Annotated in this window: 19 protein-coding genes; 16 read left to right on the top strand and 3 right to left on the bottom strand. The window is 36.9% G+C overall.

What is annotated here, in order from left to right:
• The 9 genes from DL897_RS03060 to DL897_RS03015 all read left to right on the top strand — a co-directional run bounded on the left by DL897_RS03060 (position 1) and on the right by DL897_RS03015 (position 8,249).
• On the top strand, positions 1-285 hold the full coding sequence (locus DL897_RS03060) for a hypothetical protein (RefSeq protein WP_113657636.1): 285 nt from the start codon (positions 1-3) through the stop codon (positions 283-285).
• 9 nt (positions 286-294) lie between these two features.
• The gene (locus tag DL897_RS03055) at positions 295-942 is read left to right on the top strand and encodes a hypothetical protein (RefSeq protein WP_113657635.1); all 648 of its coding nucleotides are present in this window, start codon (positions 295-297) and stop codon (positions 940-942) included.
• A 299-nt stretch (positions 943-1,241) separates the two neighbouring features.
• Complete coding sequence (locus DL897_RS03050) at positions 1,242-1,568, top strand: hypothetical protein (protein WP_113657634.1); 327 nt, start codon at positions 1,242-1,244, stop codon at positions 1,566-1,568.
• 75 nt (positions 1,569-1,643) lie between these two features.
• A complete protein-coding gene (locus DL897_RS03045) occupies positions 1,644-2,348 on the top strand; it encodes a response regulator transcription factor (RefSeq protein ID WP_113657633.1) in 705 nt (234 codons plus the stop codon).
• 47 nt (positions 2,349-2,395) lie between these two features.
• Entirely contained in the window at positions 2,396-3,460 is a 1,065-nt protein-coding gene (locus DL897_RS03040; protein WP_113657632.1) for a sensor histidine kinase, read from the top strand.
• 178 nt (positions 3,461-3,638) lie between these two features.
• Complete coding sequence (locus DL897_RS03035) at positions 3,639-4,418, top strand: ABC transporter ATP-binding protein (RefSeq protein WP_113657631.1); 780 nt, start codon at positions 3,639-3,641, stop codon at positions 4,416-4,418.
• Positions 4,393-6,309 (top strand): ABC transporter permease, encoded by a 1,917-nt coding sequence (locus DL897_RS03030; RefSeq protein WP_113657630.1) that lies wholly within the window; start codon positions 4,393-4,395, stop codon positions 6,307-6,309. Before DL897_RS03035 ends, DL897_RS03030 begins: the two co-directional genes overlap by 26 nt.
• A 310-nt stretch (positions 6,310-6,619) precedes the next feature.
• A complete protein-coding gene (locus DL897_RS03020) occupies positions 6,620-7,699 on the top strand; it encodes a type III polyketide synthase (RefSeq protein ID WP_113657628.1) in 1,080 nt (359 codons plus the stop codon).
• Positions 7,686-8,249 carry an isoprenylcysteine carboxyl methyltransferase family protein gene (locus tag DL897_RS03015; protein ID WP_240627242.1) on the top strand — a complete coding sequence of 188 codons (564 nt, stop codon included), beginning with the start codon at positions 7,686-7,688 and terminating at the stop codon, positions 8,247-8,249. The genes DL897_RS03020 and DL897_RS03015 overlap by 14 nt, the downstream gene beginning before the upstream one ends.
• Positions 8,250-8,314: 65 nt before the next feature.
• On the opposite strand, the gene DL897_RS03010 is transcribed toward DL897_RS03015, so the two are convergent.
• Together DL897_RS03010 and DL897_RS03005 are read right to left on the bottom strand one after the other, a co-directional pair.
• Positions 8,315-8,911 (bottom strand): N-acetylmuramoyl-L-alanine amidase family protein, encoded by a 597-nt coding sequence (locus tag DL897_RS03010; protein ID WP_113657626.1) that lies wholly within the window; start codon positions 8,909-8,911, stop codon positions 8,315-8,317.
• 132 nt (positions 8,912-9,043) lie between these two features.
• The gene (locus tag DL897_RS03005; protein ID WP_113657625.1) at positions 9,044-10,528 is read right to left on the bottom strand and encodes an FAD-dependent thymidylate synthase; all 1,485 of its coding nucleotides are present in this window, start codon (positions 10,526-10,528) and stop codon (positions 9,044-9,046) included.
• Between the two features lie 267 nt (positions 10,529-10,795).
• Here DL897_RS03005 and DL897_RS03000 point away from each other — a divergent pair, with 267 nt between their 5' ends.
• The 7 genes from DL897_RS03000 to DL897_RS02970 all read left to right on the top strand — a co-directional run bounded on the left by DL897_RS03000 (position 10,796) and on the right by DL897_RS02970 (position 18,061).
• The gene (locus DL897_RS03000) at positions 10,796-11,806 is read left to right on the top strand and encodes an ABC transporter ATP-binding protein (protein WP_113657624.1); all 1,011 of its coding nucleotides are present in this window, start codon (positions 10,796-10,798) and stop codon (positions 11,804-11,806) included.
• Positions 11,778-12,767: an ABC transporter ATP-binding protein gene (locus tag DL897_RS02995; RefSeq protein ID WP_240627241.1), complete on the top strand. Its 990-nt coding sequence runs from the start codon at positions 11,778-11,780 to the stop codon at positions 12,765-12,767. Before DL897_RS03000 ends, DL897_RS02995 begins: the two co-directional genes overlap by 29 nt.
• Positions 12,768-12,851: 84 nt before the next feature.
• Positions 12,852-14,465: an ABC transporter substrate-binding protein gene (locus tag DL897_RS02990; protein ID WP_240627240.1), complete on the top strand. Its 1,614-nt coding sequence runs from the start codon at positions 12,852-12,854 to the stop codon at positions 14,463-14,465.
• Between the two features lie 164 nt (positions 14,466-14,629).
• Complete coding sequence (locus DL897_RS02985) at positions 14,630-15,640, top strand: ABC transporter permease (RefSeq protein ID WP_113657623.1); 1,011 nt, start codon at positions 14,630-14,632, stop codon at positions 15,638-15,640.
• A 98-nt stretch (positions 15,641-15,738) separates the two neighbouring features.
• Positions 15,739-16,620 carry a nickel transporter permease gene (gene nikC, locus DL897_RS02980; protein ID WP_113657622.1) on the top strand — a complete coding sequence of 294 codons (882 nt, stop codon included), beginning with the start codon at positions 15,739-15,741 and terminating at the stop codon, positions 16,618-16,620.
• Positions 16,621-16,877: 257 nt separating this feature from the next.
• A complete protein-coding gene (locus tag DL897_RS02975; protein ID WP_276308545.1) occupies positions 16,878-17,666 on the top strand; it encodes a TIGR00266 family protein in 789 nt (262 codons plus the stop codon).
• Between the two features lie 140 nt (positions 17,667-17,806).
• On the top strand, positions 17,807-18,061 hold the full coding sequence (locus DL897_RS02970) for a YkuS family protein (RefSeq protein WP_206186473.1): 255 nt from the start codon (positions 17,807-17,809) through the stop codon (positions 18,059-18,061).
• A 67-nt stretch (positions 18,062-18,128) separates the two neighbouring features.
• On the opposite strand, the gene DL897_RS02965 is transcribed toward DL897_RS02970, so the two are convergent.
• Positions 18,129-18,749 carry a hypothetical protein gene (locus DL897_RS02965; protein WP_113657621.1) on the bottom strand — a complete coding sequence of 207 codons (621 nt, stop codon included), beginning with the start codon at positions 18,747-18,749 and terminating at the stop codon, positions 18,129-18,131.
• Positions 18,750-18,932: the final 183 nt, after the last annotated feature.

Raw genomic sequence — 18,932 nt, 5'->3', positions numbered from 1 at the left:
GTGGTGAGGTCTATTTTTGGTTTTTTTAAAGCCTTTTTTCCTATTATTGAGCTAGCATTGCCAGCATTTGTGTTGGGAAATTTATTTGGATCATCAGCAACTGCTATTGTCATTTTTATTTGCTTACTGGTGTTTAATTACCTTTATTCTATTACAATTTCAATCGCATGGGCAGTAATGATATTTTTTTATGTTTCAGCGATATCCAATCTATTGTTTGGGGTGATAGCAGGATTGCTAGTGGGAGGAATTCGTTACTTATTAAGAAAGTATTTGAAATGGTGATGATGAAAAATGGGAGAGATTATAAAGTTATTATTTGGTCGACTGTTCCGCTTTATCTTTTCACGGCGGTTTCTTAATTTATTTATTTTAAAAAAAGAGCAGCAAACACTTCCTAACTATTTACGAGTGGTTAGTCACTATTTAGTACCTGTCTTACTCATTGGATCTTTGTTTTATTTTCAAGAAAGAAAATATCAATCTAGCTTCACGAACTTTTTTTTAACGCAAACCGTATACGAATGGAGCATAATTATCCCTATATGGTTCGCAATTCCCATCATTGTCGGGTTGTTTTATTTTATTGCCAAAAAAATAGAACAAAATCAACCAGATCAAGATCAAATACAATCGAAGCCATTCGAGAAGAAGACAAATACTGAAAAAAATCATATAACGAATGAACATATCTCCTCTAATCAACAAAGAATAATTATTTTACACGAAGATGATTATCATCAGTTTAAAAAAGGAAAGGATGGAAAAGTTCCTCATATTATTCATATCGAAAAGGCACCAGCTGAGGAATGGGAGAGCTATCAAAAACAGCATCCCTATCGTAGCTATTACTCGCCAAATGCGGTACTAAAGATAACTTATGTTGAGGAAAGTGAATGGAAAAGAGCTCTAAAGAAAATGACAAAAAAAGAAACAGGATGAGCCTAAACTGGATAAGTAGGCTCATCCTGTTTTATGATATCGAATAAATTTGCAGCAGCTTTCCTTTCTTAGTTTTACTTCCATTGCTTACAAAACAAGTAAGAGCAACGTTATTCCGAAAAGTTGATGCAATCTCTATATCAAGATGAAAAATCGATACACAGATACTTCGTTATTCTATATAATCACTTTAAATGATAAAATTATAAATACAAATTAATGAGTGTTTGTTACATAAAATGATTAAAAAACTAAGGCTGCTAGTACCAAAATGTATGAAAGAATGGGAGGATCCCGCTGTGAATCGAAAATGGTCTATTTATTATTTTATCATGGTTTTATTTTTTGGATTGGGACGATGGTGGATCATTCAGCACTATCAGCTAACCACATCGCACCCATTAGTGATTGGACAATCCGTTTTATTGTACTGGGTAATTGGATTTTCTGCTTTATTATGGGGGCCTGTTGTTTATTTTATCATGCAAAAATTGAGACGTGTTATGAATAAACGTATTCAGCGCTTTCGTGCTTTTATATTTATTTATGCCTTATTCACATCATTAATTATTTTTTCGGCATTAACTACTTTATCTCTAATCATATTTTATCGTTCTTTATATTAATGTGCTAAAGTATTAAATGATATAATGATTGATATATATTTTATGGCTTTTCTTTACAAGAAAGGTAGGTAAAAGATGAAATATCAAGTATATGTAATTGAAGATGAAAAAAAAATTGCCGAATCTATACAAAACTATTTACAACAATATGGATATCAAGTTCAAACCGTACAAGATTTTACCCAAGTGATTGAAGAGTTTAAACAGTTTCAACCTCACTTAGTCATTTTGGATGTGAATTTACCATATCAAGATGGCTTTTATTTATGTCGTAGACTTAGAGAGATTTCTGCTGTACCGATTCTTTTTCTATCCGCCCGTAGTTCCGAAATGGAGCAAGTAATGGGAATGGAAAGTGGTGGAGATGACTATATTACGAAACCTTTTCATTTGGAGATATTACTGGCCAAAGTGAAAGCGACATTAAGGCGTACATACGGTGAGTATGCAAAAGAAGAAAACCAGTCAGAGATCATGATTAATGTAGGAGAGTTATCACTACATCTAAGTAAGATGGAACTTCATTATCAAAATCAAGTACAATCTCTGACGAAAAACGAAGCAAAACTCTTACATCGATTGATGGAACGAGCTGGAAAAGTAGTATCACGTGAAGATCTACTGGAAGCATTGTGGGATGAGGTAGATTTTGTTGATGATAATACACTAACGGTTAATGTGACACGTGTGCGGAAAAAGCTAAGCGAGTGGAATTTAGATAAAATGCTGCAAACCAAACGAGGTGTAGGATATTGTTTGGTAACAATGGATCAGGCTTAATATGAAGGCGAAAGGGAGTGTTACTTTTTCGGGCAGGAGGAAAGTGAATGTGGCGTACGATTTATTATTTTATCAGAGAACGAATCGGTTGGATTAGCTTATGTGTATTGCAGATATTTTTTATACTGATATATTTATATCTTTATTTTTATTTTCATAAACAGGCTTTTGATTTATTGATAGCAGATTGGGGCTATCTTCTTCTCCTTACTGGAACCCTTCTTTTACTATTCTTAGTGATTCAATTTATACGTTGGTATCCGTTTTATCGTCGGACGGAATTGTTACTTCATGAAGCTGAGAAAATGGATGACTTTGGGCATTTAGGCAAGGTAAGTTTAGCTGAGCATAAACGGTTTTATCAGGTCATGCGTCGTTTATATCAAGTGGCGAGCCAGGAGAAAAATCAGTATGAGGATGCACACCAACAGCATCTAGAATATATGAATTTATGGGTTCATGAGATGAAAACACCGCTTGCTTCTTTATCTTTAATTTTGCAAAAAATGGATATTCATGCATTACCAGAAGAGGAAAGAAATCATATGAAAAGTATGGAAGAAGAGATCGAGAAGCTAAATGACGAGTTAGATAAGGTGTTAAATATGGCTCGTTTAGATGACTTTGCTACGGATTATCATATTCGTCCGGTTTCTCTCTTAGAAAGTGTACGTGAAGTGATTCATCATAAGAAAAAAAGTTTTATTCGTTTGGGAATTTTCCCTAAAATAGAAGCGGATCAGGATGAGGATTGGGAAATTTTAACGGATCGTAAGTGGAATCAATTTGCTATTGAACAAATCGTGCAAAATGCCTTAAAATATGCATCCAAGATGGAAGAGCGAAGCTATCTCACCTTTCGTTTTTTGAAAAAAAAGAAGAGTATCTATCTTTTGATTGAAGATCAAGGACCAGGGATTCCTAAACAGGATTTGCCCCGGATCTTTGATCCATTCTTTACGGGAGAAAATGGTCGACGTTTCTCTCAAGCAACTGGGATGGGATTATATTTGGTAAGAAAAGTATTTACTGCTTTAAGTCATGAGATTACAGCTGAATCTGAAGAAGGTAAAGGGGCTACTTTTATATTAACTTACTCCATTCATAAATAATGATTGAACCTACTGATAAAGCACGTTGTCAGTAGGTTTTTTATCAAAAAGAGCTTTTGATCATTTCTAACAAAAATGTAAGGTTGTCAAGCGATATTGCAAGATAAATCGATGGGAGCATCATAAAGAAATTTATACACTGTATATAACAAGAGCAAACGAAATGGAGGCGGCACACATGATCGTACTTGAAGCCAAAAAATTAACCAAGGTATATGGAGAAAAAGGAACAGGAGCAGTTCACCAAGCACTAACGGACTTTGACCTAACGATTCAGCAAGGTGAGTTTATTGGAATTATGGGGCCATCTGGGAGCGGAAAAACAACATTATTACAGATATTAGGAACCATTGATCGTCCCACGCGAGGAGATATTCTGATAGCAGGGAAAAATGTAGCGAAGATGAAAGATAATGAACTTGCTGATTTTCGCAGGAAACAATTAGGGTTTATATTTCAAGAGTTTCATTTGTTAGATGCATTAACAATCCAAGAGAATATACTCGTACCCCTCGTCCTTGAAAAGCGCTCTGTTGCAGAAATGGAAAGACGAGTTCAGGAGCTTGCTAATTATTTGGGTATCCAAAAAGTTCTCTCTCACCGACCTTATGAAGTATCAGGTGGACAACGACAACGCGCAGCTGCAGCCAGAGCTTTAATTCACTCACCTGCTTTAATATTAGCGGATGAACCAACTGGGAACTTGGACTCGAAGTCAGCTAAGTCCCTTATGGAATCGCTATCTAACTTAAACAAAAAAGAAAAAGCTACTATTTTAACAGTAACACATGATCCATTTACAGCTAGTTACTGTGATCGGGTTATCTTTATCAAGGATGGACAGCTTTTCACTGAAATTCGTCGAGGTCAAACAAGACAAGCATTTTATCGACACATTATGGAAGTAACTGCTGCTTTAGGAGGGGAGTCTTATGAACTTACGCAATCTAGCTATTAAAAATGCTAAGTTTCAATTTAGAAGCTATCTAGCTTACTTTATTAGCTGTACCTTTTCCGTCTGGATGTTTTATCTTTATGGTTCACTCTTATTTCACCCAATGGTAACACAAAAAACACTCCCCAATCAATTTGTATCCCTCATGATGGTTGTCGAAGTAATGATAGGCTTATTTGCCTGTTTGTTTATTGGTTATTCTCAATCATCCTTCTTACGAAATCGCAAGAGAGATTTAGGACTGCTACAATGCTTAGGAATGTCGGTAAAACATATAACTCGTTTGATCTTTTGGGAGAATATGTTGGTAGGTAGTCTAGCAGTAGGAGTTGGAATCCTGCTAGGGATTGTTTTTTCAAAACTATTTTTCTTAGCCGTTTCATTTATTTTGGATTTGGCAACACCAATTCCCTTTGTGATTCCCATGCCCGCTATTTTATTAACAGGTATCGGATTCTTGTTGGTCTTCTCTGTTTTATCTTGGTGGAGTCGCTTTACTATACGAAAATTATCGATTGCTGAATTGTTTCGTGAGTCAGTACAAGCGAAGCCGACACCCACTTTTGCGTGGTGGAAAGTGATTGTTTCTCTAGGATGTTTAGGTGGTGCTTACTATATTGCTTGGACTGCTGATTTAGCAAGTTTAGTACAAAGGATCATCCCTATTTTTGTACTCGTGCTTATTGGTACGCATCTATTTTTTACCCAGTTAAGTGTAGCAGTGATCAGCTATATGCAAAAAAAGAAAAAGCTTTTTTATAAAGGAACCAATATGATGCTTTTATCCCAATTACGGTTCCGCTTAAAGGATAATGCACGGATCTTATTTATTGTATCACTGTTAAGTAGTGTAGTGATTAGTTCAGTTAGTGTTTGCTTAACTTATTATTTTGAAGCGGAAAAAGTAGCAACAGATCAATCTCCTTATCATTTAAGTATTCAAGGAGATTTACCAAATATGTCTCCTGCTGAATTAAAATCCCTATTTAAAAAAGAAAAAATACAAGTTACTGAAGAAGTACATATTCCTTTGATTGCCGTTCAGGTAAAAGGTGAAAAGCGATTTGTTTCAGCGATTAGTCAAAAAGATATCAACCGCTTACTTCAAAAGCTAGGCGATCCAGCTATTTCATTACAGAAAGACCAAGCGGTATTTGTTAATGCAACAGGATATACACCCGATGCAGAAAAAACGATGGCTATTCGGCAAATGGATGTGATGATGGGGAAAGTTAATTATTCTTTTAAAGTAGAAAAAGAATTAAGTCGTAAATTTTTTAACGAACATAAAGGAACCCACTTTTTATTAGTACTTCACGATACACAATTTAGGGAGTTGCAGGCACAAGCGAAAAAAGAGGAGCTATCTATACTTCATAACTATCGCTTTGACGATTGGAAACAGGCTGATCAGATTGTCATGGATTTAGACCAACAAATAACAAAACTAGGAGAAGATCCCTACAATGTGCAAAGCACATATGAGCTGTATATATCACTCAAAGGTATTTTTGCCCCTCTCATGTTTGTTAGCCTCTTTATAGGAATCTTGTTTTTTCTGGCCGCTGGTAGTATCTTATACTTTCGTATTTTTACGGAATTACCCAATGATGCAGGACAGATGATGGTTCTTCATAAATTAGGCATTCGACAAAAAGATGCTATTCGCTTAATGAGTACACAGATCCGCCTCCTGTTTTTTATCCCTTTTATTGTTAGTGTTTGTCACGGGATGGCAGCGATGAATATGTTTAGCACCTTGTTCAAAAAGCCTGTTTGGGATCTCTTTGCGATGGCAGTGATTGGTTATCTATTTGTTTTTGGATTATATTATCTTTGGACGCATCGATTATATATGGCAGATGTTTTAAAACGTGTACAAAAATCTAGTTAATAAAAAAAGAGCTGATGTCTTAAGGATATCGGCTCTTTTTTATCAAGCCTATTTTTCTTTTTGCCAAAATGCTTCCAATCCTTTAGATTTTAGTTCATTAACTAATTGAATAGCTTGAGATTGTTTATTAAAGCTAGATACAAGTATACGTGTATAATATTCACCATCAACGAAGGCATCTACCGATTTACTTGATAGAAAACCTTTTTCATGAAGATGGTTAAGTCTATTTAAGGCATTCTCATAAATCAATGAATAGGAAGAAAGTATTTGGGAACCATAGGTGAAAAGATAGACAGGGGAAATCTGTGTGCCAAGAATTATATCGATAGGAACTGCTGTTCCACCATATGCTTATTATCAAGATGAAGTGAAAGATTTTAGCTATACTTTATTCCGAGATTCCTTTCCGAATATCGATCGTTTAATCCAAATTTTTAGTCATACTGCGATAAACCGACGTTTTTTTAGTATGCCAAGAGAATGGTTTGATACTGAACATAGTTTTGCAGAGCGAAATCAGATATATATAGATATGGCTTCTCGGCTAGGAGAGGAAGCTATTCGTAATTGTATAGAGCCAATAGGGATGGAAATAAGTGATATTGATCATTTCATATTTGTCTCTACGACAGGAATAACAACACCCAGCTTAGATGCTCATTTAATCAATCGTTTGCAAATGAATCCATATGTGAAAAGAACCCCGATTTGGGGACTGGGATGTGCTGGGGGAGTGGCAGGTCTGGCACGAGCTTATGAATATGCAAGAGCATTTCCTGAGCAAAAGGTCTTACTTTTAGCGTTAGAACTATGTAGCTTAACATTCCGTCGTCAAGATCATTCCAAGAGTAATCTAGTAGCTACTTCTTTATTCGCTGATGGTGCTGCTGCAGTTTTGGTATCAGGAAGAAAAATGAATATACCCATTGGACCACGTATTGTAACAACACAAAGTAGGATTTGGGCCGATTCGCTTGATGTAATGGGTTGGGATTTAAAGGATGATGGTCTTAAAGTCATCTTCTCACGAGATATCCCCACCCTTGTTCGTAAACAAGCTCGATGTTTGATTGAAAATTTTTTAGCAGAAGAAAATCTTGACCTAGGTTGTATTGACTCTTTTATCTTCCATCCAGGTGGTAGGAAGGTGCTAGAAGCTTATCAAGATGCCTTGGAATTACCTAAGAATAAATTTCAACATGCTTATTCGACTTTACATGATTATGGAAATATGTCTTCAGCTACGGTTTTATTTGTATTGGAAAAAGCCCTACAACAGAGTCATCGCTATGGTAGCTATGGATTACTCGCAGCATTAGGTCCTGGATTTAGCTCTGAACTTGCACTAATCAGCTGGGATGAGGAGGATAACTTTGAGTCTCTTTAATATTTTATGGTTAATAGTTGGACTTCAAAGGATTATCGAATTAGGGTGGGCTAAGAAAAATGCGGATTGGATGAAACAACAAGGTGGCTATGAAGTTGGAAGTAAACATTATCCTTTGTTGGTAAATATGCATCTGCTTTTTTTTATATCCACTTTTATAGAGAATTTATGGAGATCAAAGATTATCATTTCATGGTGGTGGATTCCTTTTCTTATTTTTATATTTGCTCAGGCTTTACGTATTTGGTGTATGGTTTCATTGGGACGCTACTGGAATACGCGGATTTGGATTGTTCCTAGACATTCCCCATGTGTACGAGGCCCCTATCGATATTTGCGTCATCCGAATTATCTTGCTGTCATCCTTGAATTTCTCTCCTTTCCACTTATATTTGGAGCTGTTGTGACTTCCGTTGTATTTTCGTTGGTAAATCTATTTATTTTACTTATGATTCGAATTCCGATCGAAGAACAAGCATTAAAGCAAGGTACTTCTTATGAAGAAGTAATGACGCCAACGCGTTTTTGGCCCAAACAAAAAAGTGAGTAGTGATATATGGACACTACTCAGCTTGTAGATCAAGTTTTCTTATTTGGCGGTATTTTTAATACACACTACGGACGATCCTGTGTGTGATCTTGATCTTTTGGTAAGGTTTTTTTGTCTAAAGAAAGTGCTTGGGCTAGTCCTTCTCCAATTGTACACGACAGGTCAGTTATAAATTGGTTATCTATGAGTAAATGAAGATCATTAGTTGTATCAATAAATAAATTTTCTAATAGAATGGCTGGCATAATCGTTTCCCGCAGGACATAAAAGTCGGCTCGTTTTTTACCTCGGTCTTTTACCTGATATTTCGGACCAATTTCATTCATGACTGTGTTATGAATGATGTTCTGGGCATCTATCGTTGTTTGATTGACAGGGCCATTCCAGATGTAACTTTCCCACCCGGTTCCTCCGCCAGCATTAATATGAATGGAAATAAAATAATCTGCCTGCTTTTGATTTGCATAATCTGTTCGCTGTTTAAGTGAAAGGGTTTTATCGGTTTTGCGAGTCATAAATAGCTCCACCATGTAGTGGTTTTGAAGATAATCATGAACAGCTAAGGCAATATCTAATGTGAAATTTTTTTCTTGATAGCTACCATTGACTGCACCGGAATCTGACCCACCATGTCCTGGATCAATGACCAATTTTTTGGTCATAATGTGATCCCTCCATACGTCAAAAAATGGGAGCTTTCTAATAATCTAGTATTATTATATTGAATAGATAGAATAAATGGAATAGTCATAAGCCCAAGCTGGAGTAAAAATATGACCAACTTGGGCTTCTATTTAGGCTCTACGCTTAGCAAAGCGTGCGAATATGGGCTGCTGCCTTTGTAGTTCTTGATAGACTTGGACAAAGGTTTCGCGAATATCCCATTGTGCTTCAGTAGATGTACGTAAATTGATAAGATGATAAAGTTCCCATAATGTCACAGAAGCAATAATTTGTCGATGGTGGGCATTGGTAATGAAATAATCAGCGATAGTCGAATCAAAGGATGAAAACTGCTGAATCATTTGTTCAGATTCTTGAACAAATGATCTAAAAAGGTCAGTTAGTCCTGCCTCTTGTATATGAGGAGGAATGGTGTAACCAAAACGAGTGGTCGGTTTGGAGTAAGTAAAGTGTGTTTTTCGATTATGACGTAGCAGTTGATGCCAGTTTGCTTCCGAAATTTTTAACTCGATTTGATAAGTGAGATGTTGTAACTCATCAATTGGATTATCAAAGAATCGTAAAGATAATAAAGCATAAGAGACGATTTGCTCTAGTTCTTCTTGAGGATACTGATGAATAATTCGCTTTGCCTCTTCATAAGAAAGGGGTTGCTCTCTAATTAGTAGGAACGTTGCAAGCTGTTTGAGTGCTTCTAGATAATCGGGCATTTGGATAAAACGAGCAGAAGGTCCCATCGATGATTCGACTATACCAATGGGGCGGATCTTTTGAAAGCACTGTTGCAAATTTGCTTGAGTCTTCTGGTAGTATTCACTTGGTTTAACATATTTTAATAGTGTTGGGATCACTGTTGTGATTTCATGTTCCATGTCACGCGCTAACTTTTGGCATTCTTTGTAAGGACTGGATAGAAGCCGAACTAATGTATCCCGTAACGCCCGACCGTTTCCTGTCATTCCTAAGTTAGTTAAAGTGGATAATGGAAGAACATAGCGAGCATCTTCAAAAGCGATTTTTTCGATGCGTAGTTTAAATCGTTTGTCAGATTCTTTTTCTTGCTTTGGGACGGTTTGGAGTAAGTACTTAACTAACCCAGACATTAACTGTTCATAAATATCATAAGCTTTTTCATGAAACTGTATATACTTCGCTTGTAATTCCGGATTAGATTTTAAACTTGATGGAAGATAAAAGTCTCCACGTTTAGGGCGTTGATAACGTTGACTATACTCTGTAAAGCTATTAAAGGTATTGGCAAGCTCCAACTCAGCTGAGGCAAGGCGGCTAATTTTTTCAATACCGATATGAGCCACCGCGTGCTCTGCTACGCTACTATGCCCATAGCCTACAACCCACTTTTCATGAAACCGGGCTGCTTTCTCTGAATAGATAGTAGCACGGTTTCCAGAATGCCCAGCAAGGGCTAAATCTTCATCAGCTAACAGCTTTGCAAGATTCTCTCGGAAACCTGCGGAACTTCGGCTAACATAGGCAAAAATAACTGCGATAACCTCTTCGGGTAAGTTATAAATGGTATAAACATTTCTATCTAAGTTGGATACATATTGCTCCAGATTAATGGCTATAGTCACTCATTCATCCTCCACTTCTGTCTCTATTCTCTTTAGTACTAACATTCTCATCGATTTTATCACATTTTACTACTGATTTTTAAAAAGGAATGGATTGCAAAAAGTAGATAGAATAATAAGTTTTGTCATCGAGATGTTTTGTTTTTTTAAAAAAAGGATTTTTTGTCTAAATGGCGAACTTGATATAGAATATAGAACCATTTATATTAAATATACAGTACTTATTTTCGAGATATTTTATTTTTTCATATGTTTTGGGGTGTTCCTATGGGTCAATCTATACTAGATATTTCAACATTGGAGTTGCATTTTTTTACGGAAAAAGGTGTAATCAAAGCAATTGATGGAGTCGATTTAAAAGTGGGTGAAGGGGAAATTGTGGGGCTTGTTGGAGAATCAGGTTGTGGGAAAAGCGTGACCTCTCTGGCAGTCATGGGCTTGATTCCCACTCCACCCGGCAAAATTGTAGGTGGGAGTATACGCTTTTCGGGTCAAGAGATTACGCATTGGACTAATAAGCAAATGCGGAAAATTCGAGGCAAAGACATCTCTATGATCTTTCAAGAGCCTATGACCTCCCTCAATCCGTTATTTACTATTGGTGATCAATTGGTAGAAGCGATTCGTGTTCATAAAAAGTGTTCTAAAAAAGAAGCACAATCACTTAGTTTAGCTATACTTGAAAAAGTTGGGATTAAACGTGTTGGGATCCTAAAGCAGTATCCACACCAGCTTTCAGGTGGAATGAGACAACGCGTGATGATTGCGATGGCCATGGTACTTGAACCTAGACTTCTAATCGCGGATGAACCGACGACCGCTTTGGATGTAACGATTCAAGCACAAATTTTAGACTTGATGCGCTCTTTGAATCGAGAGTTTGGAACTTCCATTTTACTGATTACACATGATTTGGGAGTTGTCGCGGAAATGTGTGATCGTATTGTGGTCATGTATGCGGGTCAAGTGGTCGAAGAAGCTGATGGTCGCAAACTATTTAAAAATCCATCCCATCCTTATACACAAGGATTGTTAAAGTCGATTCCAAAACTAGACGAAAATCAAAAACGCTTATATTCGATTCCAGGACAAGTACCTCATCCGTTAAATATGCCACAAGGATGTCGTTTTGCTCCTCGATGTGAATATGTGATGGAGACATGCTGGAATAAAAAGCCAGATCTTTATGAAATTGAGCAAGAACATTTAAGTCGTTGTTGGCTACATCAAGGGAAGGAGGCGATAGAAAATGGGAAAGGAGATGCAGACACAACCTAGTCCATTACTTAAAGTACAAGAACTAGTGAAAACGTTTCCAATTCATGGTGGAATATTCAGCAGAAAAGTGGGTGAGGTTCGAGCAGTTGATCAAGTAAGTTTTGATGTTTTTCCTGGTGAAACTCTTGGGTTGGTTGGAGAAAGCGGATGTGGCAAATCAACGACAGGTCGTTCTATCCTTCGATTGTATGAGCCAACTTCAGGTGAAATCGAGTTTGAAGGAAAATCACTATTAAAGTTAAGTCAGGAAGAGATGCGTCGAACCCGTCGGGATTTACAAATGGTATTTCAAGATCCCTTTGCCTCACTAAATCCGCGACAAAAAATAGCAGATATTTTGGAAGAGCCTCTAATCGTACATGGAATAGGAAATGCTAAAGAAAGAAAAGAACAAGTTTTGGAATTACTTAGGGTAGTCGGACTAGATAAGCATCATGCCAGTCGCTATCCCCATCAATTTAGTGGAGGACAAAGACAGCGAATTGGAATTGCTCGGGCGTTATCTGTGAAACCGAAATTAATTGTTGCAGATGAACCCGTATCGGCCCTTGATGTATCGATTCAATCACAAGTGTTAAACCTTATGGAAGACCTTCAAGAGCAATTTGGACTCACCTATATCTTTATTGCTCACGATTTGAGTGTGGTCAAACATATTAGTGATCGTGTAGGTGTTATGTATTTGGGACGGATGGTTGAGCTAACGCATCGCGACGAACTTTATCAGAATCCACTTCATCCTTATACACAGGCACTACTTTCAGCAGTACCTATTCCAAATCCTGAGGTAAACAGAGAGCGAATTCTATTACAGGGTGATGTACCTAGCCCTGCTGATCCACCCAAAGGATGTGCTTTTCATCCTCGCTGTCCATATGTAATGGATGTTTGTAAGAAAGAAAGACCTGAATTTGTTGACAAAGGAAATGGACATTTTGTAGCTTGTCATTTGATTTCATAAAGGAGGTGTAGATCTTTAATTAGAATGGACTCATTCGAATGTTTCCTACAAATCTTAAATTATTATCTTTAGGAGGGATCATTAGTGAAAAAGCGACCGATATGGACGGGTATGATCGCGTTGGTCTTTTTGCTTTCAATTTTCCTTGTAGCATGTGGAGGAAAGGAAGGCGGAATTAAAAAAGACACTGGTAATTCATTGATTTATGGCCGTGGAGCCGATTCGAAAAAGTTAGATCCTATTCAAGTGACAGATGGTGAATCATTACAGGTTACTCAAATGATTTATGATACCTTAGTTCAATACAAAGATGAAAACACGGAAGTTCAACCAGGACTCGCTGAAAAATGGGAAAACAGTGCTGACGGAAAAGTTTGGACTTTCCATCTGCGTAAAAATGTGAAATTCCATGATGGTACTCCTTTCAATGCTGATGCAGTTGTGTTTAACTTCGAGCGTTGGATGGATAAAAATCACCCACAACATAAAGGTGGGGAGTTTACTTATTATCCGGATATGTTTGGTGGTTATAAAGGAGATTCTACCCATGTTATTAACAAAGTAAGTAAGGTAGATGATCATACTGTCAAGTTTGAGTTGAATCGACCACTCGGACCATTTTTAGCAAATATCGCCATGCCACCATTTGCGATTGGTTCACCAGAAGCTATTAAAAAAGATCCAGAAAAATTTAATGAAAACCCTGTTGGAACTGGACCATATAAATTTGTAGAGTGGAAGAAAAATGACACGATTACTCTTGAAAAAAACCCCGATTATTGGGTAAAAGGTCTTCCGAAGACTGATAAGCTAATCTTCAAATCTATCCCGGATAACACAGCTCGTTTTAATGCACTAAAATCTGGTGATATTGATCTCATGAATGGAATGAATCCAACAGATGCTCCACAAGTAGAAAAAGACAGTAAACTTCAATTGTTTAAACAGCAAGGGATGAACGTGGCATATCTTTCTTTTAATATGAAGAAAAAGCCATTTGATAATCCAAAAGTACGTCAAGCAATTAGCTATGCAGTGAATAAAGAGGGAATTATCAAAAATTTTTATGCCGGCTTAGCAGAACCAGCTATTAATCCGTACCCTTCTTTCATGATGGGTTACAACAAAGATGTGAAAGAATATGAATTTAATTTAGATAAAGCTAAACAGCTCTTGAAAGAAGCTGGATTTGAAAAAGGTTTAAAATTAAAGCTACATGCACCACAAGATCCAAGACCTTACTTGCCAAATGGAAAGAAAGTAGCTGAATTCTTAAAAGAGGATTTTAAGAAAATTGGCATTGATGCTGAGATTGTAACAGCTGAATGGAAAACCTATCAAGATCAAGTAAAAAGTGGACAACATGAGCTCGCCTTATATGGATGGAATGGTGACAATGGTGACCCAGATAACTTCTTGTATGTATTGCTAGATAAAAACAATGCACGTGAAAAGGATGCTTCTAATATTTCTTATTATATGAGTGAAGAAGTGCATAAATTGCTAGTAGAAGCACAAAGCACTGTGGATCAAAAGAAACGTGAAGAGTTATACAAAAAGGCACAAGAAATTATCAAGAAAGATGCACCGTGGGTACCACTTGTTCATGCGACTGTCCCTGTTGCAGGTAAAAAAGAACTGAAAGGTTTCTTCCCGCATCCAACCAGTGGTTACAAGCTTTATAAAGTTTCAAGATAAGCTAAATTACGACTCAATTCCAAATCAATCGTGTTTAAAATGGATTGATGCTAGATGAAAAACTCAGACAAATAAACAACCTTTGCTCAAAGCGGCATTGCTCTCTTTGTGCAATGCCGCTTTGTATATGGAGAATCTGGAATAAATGGTAGGTGAGACCGATTATGCTTGCTTATACCGTACGAAGACTTTTCATGTTGATTCCAGTTTTGGTAGGGATGTCTATTATTACGTTTGGAATTGTCCATATGATTCCTGGGGACCCAGCACAAACGATCGCTGGAGAAAAGGCAACACCCCAACGTGTTGAAGAAATCCGCAAAGAACTGGGTCTGGATGAGCCATTATATATACAGTATGGGAGCTATGCAAAAGGGTTACTACAAGGTGATTTAGGTAAGTCTATGACGACCAAACGCCCAATCGGAGAAGAAATTGGACCTTTTTTAGCTGCAACGGCAGAACTTGTGTTTGCAGCTATGTTTATTGCCGTTTTCTTTGGAGTGAATTTAGGAATTTTATCATCTTGGCGACAAAATTCATGGTTTGATTATTCGGCGATGATGATTGCACTTATTGGAGTATCTATTCCTGTATTCTGGTTAGGTTTGATGGAGCAGTGGCTATTTGCTCAAACACTTGATTGGTTACCTTCCAATGGAAGACTTGATCCACGTATTCAAATGGAACCAATTACTTATTTTTATGTTATCGATACGATTCTCTATGGGGATACAGAAGTTTTATGGGATGCGGTAAAACACTTGATTTTACCAGCTGTTGCACTAGCTACAGTTCCCATGGCCATCATTGCTAGAATTACGAGATCTAGTATGCTTGAAGTGATGCGATCTGATTATATTCGGACTGCTAGAGCAAAAGGATTGTCGGAGTTTTGGGTAGTGTATAAACACACACTTAAAAATGCATCCATTCCTGTTTTAACGGTGATCGGTTTACAGTTAGGAACATTGTTAGGTGGAGCAGTTCTAACAGAGACGATCTTTAGCTGGCCAGGAGTAGGAAGATATTTATATACTGCGATTGGAGAACGTGATTATACTGTCGTACAGTCAGGAATTTTAATTGTTGCTACGATTTTCGTCATTATTAACCTAATTGTTGATTTAATTTATGCTTGGATTGATCCACGTATCCAGTATGGAAAAAAATAACATGATATCCGTTCGTGTAAAGAGGAGGTGTAGAGACTGCTGCTTTACGGAAAAGGTGTACGATGCATGTAACACCTGAAGTAGCAGTTCTTTAGATAATGCAAACCCAAACTGTTGATATCAGAAATAAAGTGGTTGAAGAAGATAAGCCATGGAAAGATTTTATGCGCTCTTTTTTACGACATCGTTCTGCTGTCATTGGAAGCGTTATTATTTTGTTTCTCATTCTTATTGCTATAATTGCCCCTGTACTAACACCATTTGAGTATTCAGCTAAGTCAAATGATTTGATGCAGTCACCTTCAGCAAATCACTGGTTTGGTACAGATGAAATGGGAAGAGATATATTTACAAGGGTGATTTATGGAGCAAGAATTTCTTTATGGGTTGGTTTTTTTGCCGTAATAGGTTCGATTGTACTTGGTAGTCTTTTAGGATTGATCGCAGGTTTCTTTGGCGGTTGGAGAGATGCAGTCATCTCACGTATCTTTGATATTTTATTGGCTTTCCCAGGTATTTTATTGGCCATTGCGATGGTAACCATTTTAGGGCCAGGAATTAATAATGCGATGATTGCAATTGCTATTATTAATATTCCGACATTCGGGCGATTGATGCGTTCCAGTGTGCTTAGAATCAAAGAAGAAGACTATGTCTTAGCAGCAAAAGCAATGGGTATGAAAAATGGTCGGATTTTGTTTCATCATATTTTGCCCAATTGTTGGACACCAATTATGGTACAAGGAACACTTAGTTTTGCGACAGCGGTCATTGAAGCAGCTGCACTCGGTTTTCTCGGGCTGGGAGCCCAACCACCAGAACCTGAATGGGGAACTATGCTTGCCGACTCTAGACCATTTATTCAAACAGCACCATGGACGATGATCTTCCCAGGCTTAGCGATTGTACTAACAGTTCTTGGTTTTAACTTACTAGGAGATGGTTTACGGGATATCTTTGATCCAAGAATGAAACAGTAAGAAAAAGTCCGCCTAAATATAGGCGGATTTTTTATTTTAATAAAAATTTATAATGAAATGGAAATGGGATGCCCTTTTAATTACCATTAGATCATAAGGGTATTTAATACTATCACATGAATATCTTGTGGTTTTGAAAAATACAGGTTATAACTTAAAATGAATGAAAATTTTTGATTATAAAATAATAATACAATAATAGTGAATAAAGTGATAAGATTAAAGTAGACCTAAAATTCAAACATAGGATGTGAACTGTGTTGAAAAATGCCCATGAAATCGATTTTAAAATTTATGGGGAGGACATGCAATTTGTCGAAATTGAATTAGATCCAGGTGAAAGTGTGATTGCAGAAGCTGGTAGTTTGATGATGATGGAAAATGATATTGGGATGGAAACGATATTTGGAGACGGAAGTCAAAAATCCAGTGGATTTTTTGGAAAGCTAGTAAGTGCTGGAAAGCGTCTGCTATCTGGTGAAGGCTTATTTATGACTGTTTTTACACATACAGGTAACACTGGGAAAAGACATGTATCATTTGCTTCACCCTATCCTGGGAAAATTGTTCCGATGGATCTAGCTGAATTAGGTGGAAAAATTATTTGTCAACAACAATCTTTTCTTTGTGCTGCCAAAGGTGTTGCAGTTGGGATTGAGTTTGAACAAAAAACAACAAAAAAAGCATTAACTGGGAAAAATTTTATCCTGCAAAAATTGGAAGGTGATGGACTAGCTTTTATTCATTCTGGTGGAACGATTTATAAAAAAATATTATTTCCAGATGAAGTCATTCGGGTTGACTCCGGTTGTATCGTTGCGATGACTAAAAATGTTCAATACGATACGGAGTTCGTTGGTGGTATAAAAACAGCTTTATTTGGTGGCGAAGGATTAACGATGACTACATTAAAAGGGCCTGGAACAGTCTGGATTCAGTCATTACCATTTAGCCGTTTAGCAAGTCGAATCTTTGCAGAAGCTTCAACGACAGACAGTGGAAGTAGTGGTAGTGGTGGTAGTTTTATTGAGGGATTTCTGGAGTAGCAGTTACTATTTATACCCATTATACATTTTCAAATCAAAGAGACAGGCAGTAAATCTATACGCCTGTCTCTTTGGTTTGTCATAAGCAAAATGCATAAAGGGATCATTTTCGAATCAAACTATGATTGGAGGTGTTCATTTTGAAGCGTATCGCTGTTGAAGCAGATCTTTCCAATGTTCAACAATATTTAAGTCAACAAGGCTACCAAGTCGAAGTATGGAATTCGAAAAATGTGAATCAGGCTATACAAGCGAATTTTGATGCGATTGTAATCTCGGGGATTGACCAAAATATGATGGGAATGCAAGATATCGTACAAAATTGTCCAGTAATCAATGCCCATGGGTTAACAGCAGAAGAAGTAGGGCAACGTCTCAAAGGTCTTCCTAGTTAAAGTATAAGATGATAAAAAGTGACTTGGGCTTTTTTCAAGTCACTTTTTTTGTAGAATGCTCATTAAGTTAGATAGCTTTTGTTGAAAGGGAGTCTTGTAAAAGAATGGATTTAATGGCATCAGAAAATAGTGGCTCTGTAAAAGAGTGAGATCCCTTAATCATGATTTTAAATCGCTCAGTTAGCTCTTTGGATGAGAAAGCGGAAGAATTGGGATCAATCTCTTCACGAGTCATTATATTAGGGTACTGGAGAAGTGAACCTAATTGTTTTTGCTGTAAATTCTTTTTTGAAAGTTGAGGAAAAATAGTCCCATAGCCATAGGGAAAGGTGATACAAGTATTTTTAAAGATAGCTTGTAGACTTTGTTGTAGTACTTTGGAAATTTGAAAAACATAGTTTCGAGCACGCAAAAGTGTAGGGATTTGAAAAAAGTGAGCAGACGAATTGATTTGATACTTCGCTAGTTTGGAAAAGTACCAAGTGGAAAGATTGGAAAGGTACTCGACTTCCAACACAAACAAGCCTAAATCAGGACCAAAAATAATAAAGTCAGGTTGATAGCCATATAGATTTTGCTGATAGAGAATCAAATGATCATTGGGCAGATACTTCTTTAATGTTTGAAATAAAAGTTTATTTTCAGGATGATCTTGTTTTGATAACTCGATAGGGATGGAGTCTGCCATGTTCTTCTCAACTCTTTCCTCATATCATCTCACTCATATATTCCCTTTCGGCAAAAAACTTAGGCAACCTTCTGCTAAAAGGTTGGTATGAATTAGTTATAGGGAGAAGAAAGATAGGATAGAAATTCTTTATAGATCTTTGTTTGTTAACATATAGGATTAGCATATTACATCATTCGATTG

Origin of the sequence: Thermoflavimicrobium daqui (genome assembly GCF_003313465.1) — a bacterium.
Lineage (GTDB): Bacteria > Bacillota > Bacilli > Thermoactinomycetales > Thermoactinomycetaceae > Thermoflavimicrobium > Thermoflavimicrobium daqui.
Note: the sequence above shows the minus strand (reverse complement) of the source record. Positions and strands in the feature narration are given on the sequence as shown.